The organism is Streptomyces canus 299MFChir4.1, from assembly GCF_000383615.1.
Lineage (GTDB): Bacteria > Actinomycetota > Actinomycetes > Streptomycetales > Streptomycetaceae > Streptomyces > Streptomyces canus_C.
The window spans coordinates 1-4,700 of sequence record NZ_KB911681.1 but is presented as its reverse complement, the minus strand read 5'-3'; the positions used below and the strand labels follow the sequence as shown (position 1 = coordinate 4,700).

The window sequence follows — 4,700 nt, the reverse complement described above, 5'->3', positions numbered from 1 at the left end:
CCCCCGCCTGTGCGCCCAGGCCGGCGTCGCCGTCGTCTTCGTTCCCGCGCCCCCCAACAGCCGCGTCTCCGGCGTCACCCGCTGGCTCACTCCGGAAAAGGTAGGCGTAGCGCTCAGCGACCGATTCAAGAAGGACGACCACTTCTGGTTCACCCTCTTCCACGAACTCGGCCACGTCCTCTTGCACGGCAAGCGACTCACATTCATCGACAACACCCGCCGAGACGACGACGCAACCCCCGAAGGGGACCGCAGCGAAGCCGAGGCAGACACCTTCGCGGCCGACACCCTCATCCCGCCCGAACACACTGCGGCCTACCGACGGCTTGCCCAGCACCCCACACCGTTCACCAAAATCGAATCCTTCGCCCGACAGGCATCGATCGCACCCGGCATTGTCGTCGGGCGCCTCCAGCACGACCGCGCCTTGGACTGGACCCACGGCAACAAGCTCAAGCGCACCATCGAGATCACGCTCTCCGGCGACCTCAAAGGCGAATAGCCGGCAAGAAAAGTCGATGCCCACGCAGCAGTACTTGCCCGGGACCCCCGGCATCGGACCCACCACCGGCTAGGACCGGCCGCAGCGCCAACTCGGCGTACACAGACAGACCGATGGGCAGCCAACCTCATGGTCGCAAGGAAATTTTGCGCACGAAAGGGACACCTGGTCGCGCCTCGCAAGCACGTCGAAGTGATCTCGGTAGGCGAGGGTGGTGGCAGTCAGGAAGAGGTCGTGAAACTGGGAGCCTTCCTGGATAACACCGCAGGAGGACTGCGAAGTTGCGTGCGCACCGACGTGCAGATCTCGACACCCTCGGCATGCACTGGTGACTGTCGCGTGCCGGCCTGAAGCAGCGGGGAGCTCCGTGAAGCGACTTACGTAGCTTGGCGTCAATGCAAGTGGCGGTCCACCCCCGCGTTTGCGGGGAGCGGACCGCCACTTCAACGAGTCGTCTGGCCTTCTAGCGTGAAGGCCTCACTGAGGTGCTTTGGTCTATACGGCCTCTCCAGAGCGGACTGGGCGCAGGGCGCGGTGTCGGGTCAGCATCGTGGGCCGCCGGTGGTGGGATCTAGGTGGGCCAGGAAGTCTTCGATCTCGCGGATCAGGGCTTGTGCTTTGCCGTCAGGCAAGTTGAGTCCAGCTTCGGCCAAAGCTGATTCAACTCTGTCTGCTGCTTTGCGAGAGCATGCGAAATCACTTTCACTCATGAGTGAAGTGATGGCGCCGACGAAGTATCCCTTTCTTTGTTCTCCCTGGCATGCCAATAGCTCGTCTTTCCGTTCAGCATTGAGGACTTCAAGATAGTCTTGAGCATCCTCGTCGCCCTTGTCAGCGGCTTTCTGCCACCATGTCCGCGCTTCAGCATCCCATTCCATGAGCTCTAGGATTTCTGCTACGCGACGTGTTTCTTGGGGCCTTGCGCAGTCATGGAGTTCCTTCTTGAGGAGGGTTCGGAGTTCCTTGAGTGCTCCGACTCGATGATTGCCGTCGATGATGATGTAGGGCAGGCAGGCGGCGGGGGCCGGGGGCCAGCCCGTGGGCTGGCCCCCCTCCGCCTGGACAGAGTCCTCGCCGATCCGAGGGCTCTTGGATACTGCCTGCTCAGAGCGTTCGAGCAGGACCCACAGGGCGAGGAGCCGGATGGTTCCGTACTCCTTGGGCTGGTGGGGCCAAGTCGGCAGGTAGTTCATGCGGTTACCTCCTCGCTGGATTCGTTGATGGACTTTTTCAGGTTGTTGGCGGCGGCTTTGATGTAGCGCTTCACCGACTCCTCCTTGATCTGGAGGCGCTGCGCAACCACTGCAGGGCTGAGATCCTGCAAAACGCACAGGGTGATGACCTCGCGCTGCCGTTCAGGAAGGCGTGCGACGAGTTCATCGATACCTTCCTTAACCATTTCGTAGGCGGCTTCGGGAACTCCGATGCCAGATTGAGTGTCGGGCATTTCCTGAACAGGCATCGGTACGGTGACCATCCGCTTGTTACGGCGGAACTGATCGATGACCGCGTGGTGTACGACGATGCGGCCCAAGGCGGTGAGAGATTCCTGCCGTGCAGAGATCTTCTCCCACTGCCGATACATGTTCAGGTAGGCGTCCTGCACAGCGTCCTGGGCGCTGTGCAGGTCGCCCGCCTTGGCCCGGGCCAGTCGGGAGAACGCCTCGATCGTGTCGAGGACGAAGGACTCGAAGTCCGCTCCCGGTGCGCCCTCGCTCACGCAGCCTCCCGCGTGGTGATGGCGCGGTGGCCGGCGGGGTCGGCGACATCCTTGCGGAACAGCCAGGCCGGCTGTCCCTGCTCGAAGCGGGCGGCGGCGCCGCCGTCGGGCAGGGACTGCGCCATCGCGACCATGGTGGCGCGCTGCTCGCGCTCCACCCGGGTCACCAGATGCGCCTTCAGCAGCATCTCCACGATGCTCCGGGCGCGGCGCATCGCGCAGAACAGCAGGACCAGCAGGGGAAGTGAGACCCCGCCCGCTCCTGCCCAGTACGACCAAGTCATTGGACCAGGCCTCCCAGTAGTGACGAACTCGTTGGTGAAGGCCGTGGCCCTCACCCCCTTACACGCCACGGGAGGCCTGGATCCGGATGCCGGAGGCGAAGTTTTTTTCCCAACTCCCCCTCCTCGCCCACCTGTCGCACTGTTTCCGCAGGTCACGTCGGTGGGGGTGAGGAAATCGGTTCTGTTTGCGGCCGCTTGTTCTAACGGGCATGTCCAGCGGGAGGCGTCTCCGCGCTGGGGCAGATCCGCCCGGCATGCGCGAAACGGCTGAAAAGTGAAGCGTTAGTTCACGGGTGGACGGAAAAGGATGTCCCGGTCATCGCAAAGGGAGGGCGCGTGGCACGACGGGACATCGAGAAAATCATCGGTGAGCTCGGCGAGATCCGCCGGATGCTCGCCGACCCCCACACCGGGATCACGGCGCTGCAGCAGGTGCAGGAGAGCCGGCACAGCAAGGTCCTGGAGCACGTCACCTACAGCACCACCGGCGTACGGGAGGAGAACCGCGAACTGCGCCGCCGGCAAGAACGCATGCTCAGCGACCTCGGCCAGGTCCGCACCGCTGTCGACGACCTGCGCCGCGAAATCGCCCAGGCCTGGGCCCACACCCTGGGCCTGCCCCACATCCCCGGTACGGCGGGGCCGGCGGAGGACGTTCTTCCCGTCCGGCAGACACCGGCAGCCTTGGAGGCCGGGGACGGCCTTGACGACGAGCGGAAGGACGACACGCCTGTGCCCGATGAACGCGCACCGGATGCCGCCGACACCCCGCCCACCGACACCGACGAGCGCATCTTCCGCGATCCGCCTGAGCCGACCGACCGGGCCGAGCGAGTGGACGGGCATACCGCGCAGCGAGCGCCGAGCGGCCTCGACGGCATTTCATCCGCCCCCGCAGCTCCCGCCGAAGTAGCAGGCGATGCTGAGGGCTTGGCATCCGTATCTGTTACCCGAAAAGACGATCCAGAGCCTGCCGTGCTTGACCTCGACCCGGCCGCGGTGTCGCACTCAGCAGCTGCCGGACCTGCTGGCACGCCGAGCAGCGACACCTCGAACGCCGGTGAGCAGCAGTCCGAGTACCGGCGCGGGCTGCTGGCAGCAGCCGCCGTCTCCTCCGCCCGGCTCATATGCCACAAGGACACCTGGGCATTCCTGGTGGAAAAGTCCCTCGCACACGCCCACTTCCGGCTGCCGGACACCATCAGCGACACCGACGACGGGCAGATCGACACCCACCTCTCCGGCCGCTCCCTGCTCGCCGTACTGGTCACCACCCAGCACATCCTCGACCAGCCCGCCGACGACGACCTCGCCGCCTGGGCCCTCGCCCACGCCATCCACACCCGCACCCACCAAGCCGTCACCACCGCCAGCAGCACCGAGCGCTCCCACAACGGCGACGTGACCACCATCATCCTCGACGACCGGCCCCCCACCGCCGACTGACAACCCCGCCCCGCCTTCTTCGGTGCCTCACCGGTGGTGACGTCTAGCCTTGTTCAGTCGGCCCTTGGAACCCGGCCAGCCCGCCGGACGCGAGCGACCCGGGCAGGGGCCGCGGGCCGGCTGTGAGGCACGTGCGGGGCTGGCACTGAGCAGGAGCAGGAAAATCGGGGGTGTGGTGTGGCAGCGGGGGTGTTGCGGACCGTGCCGCTGGCCGGGGAGCTGACCGCATCGTTGATCAGCCGTGTGGCGGCCCGCTACGGTCTCCCGACCGCCGGTGTGCTGCGGCTGTGGACGTGCCGCAACTCCCCCGCCCGCCACGACGGCGGCGGTGTGCGGGCGGATGCAGAGATCGTCCTCAACGGGGCGGGGCGACAGGTGCTCGCCGAGCTGTGCAGGGTGGAGCCCACGGTTCTGGCGCGCGCTTTGCCTGCCTTTTCCATGGACGACCCCAAGATCAGCACCGGCCGGGAGGCCGGGGTGGCGCAAGCGCGGTGGCGGGCGGCGCGGGCGGTGGCGGGTCCGGCCGCGTTCGGCTGCCGGCTGTGCACCGCGCGGCGTACCGGGCAGGCACTGCGCGCAGTGCACTACGTGCCGCGCTGGCAGCGGGTCTGCCTGCGGCACGGACGCTGGCGGCTGGACGCGGATGCCGACCAGCCACTGGAACACCTCGATGTGCGCGGCACGGCTGAGGTGGTGGCCGCGCAGCGGCGGTGGCCGGGCGTGGCACGGCGTGCGGAACGCGCCGGGG

The 4,700-nt window shown here is 66.6% G+C and carries 6 protein-coding genes; 3 read left to right on the top strand and 3 right to left on the bottom strand.

Annotated elements, in window-relative coordinates:
- Positions 1-502: ImmA/IrrE family metallo-endopeptidase (locus H293_RS52435; protein ID WP_020124990.1), on the top strand; the 502-nt coding region annotated here is incomplete at its 5' end.
- A gap of 542 nt (positions 503-1,044) precedes the next feature.
- Here H293_RS52435 and H293_RS59020 read toward each other — a convergent pair.
- The 3 genes from H293_RS59020 to H293_RS0148670 are packed head-to-tail and all read right to left on the bottom strand — an operon-like array spanning position 1,045 to position 2,506.
- Positions 1,045-1,695, bottom strand: coding sequence for a ParB N-terminal domain-containing protein (locus H293_RS59020; protein WP_158694611.1), 651 nt, complete (start codon positions 1,693-1,695; stop codon positions 1,045-1,047).
- On the bottom strand, positions 1,692-2,222 hold the full coding sequence (locus tag H293_RS0148675; protein WP_020124989.1) for an RNA polymerase sigma factor: 531 nt from the start codon (positions 2,220-2,222) through the stop codon (positions 1,692-1,694). The genes H293_RS59020 and H293_RS0148675 overlap by 4 nt, the downstream gene beginning before the upstream one ends.
- On the bottom strand, positions 2,219-2,506 hold the full coding sequence (locus H293_RS0148670) for a hypothetical protein (RefSeq protein ID WP_020124988.1): 288 nt from the start codon (positions 2,504-2,506) through the stop codon (positions 2,219-2,221). The genes H293_RS0148675 and H293_RS0148670 overlap by 4 nt, the downstream gene beginning before the upstream one ends.
- A 336-nt stretch (positions 2,507-2,842) precedes the next feature.
- Here H293_RS0148670 and H293_RS0148665 point away from each other — a divergent pair, with 336 nt between their 5' ends.
- Entirely contained in the window at positions 2,843-3,952 is a 1,110-nt protein-coding gene (locus H293_RS0148665) for a prolipoprotein diacylglyceryl transferase (protein WP_020124987.1), read from the top strand.
- A gap of 177 nt (positions 3,953-4,129) precedes the next feature.
- Positions 4,130-4,700: TniQ family protein (locus H293_RS0148660; RefSeq protein WP_033416913.1), on the top strand; the 571-nt coding region annotated here is incomplete at its 3' end.

Excerpts from the sequence above, each read along its gene's own strand:
- H293_RS0148670 (WP_020124988.1), bottom strand. The coding sequence starts at position 2,506 with ATGACTTGGTCGTACTGGGCAGGAGCGGGCGGGGTCTCACTTCCCCTG.
- H293_RS59020 (WP_158694611.1), bottom strand. The coding sequence starts at position 1,695 with ATGAACTACCTGCCGACTTGGCCCCACCAGCCCAAGGAGTACGGAACC.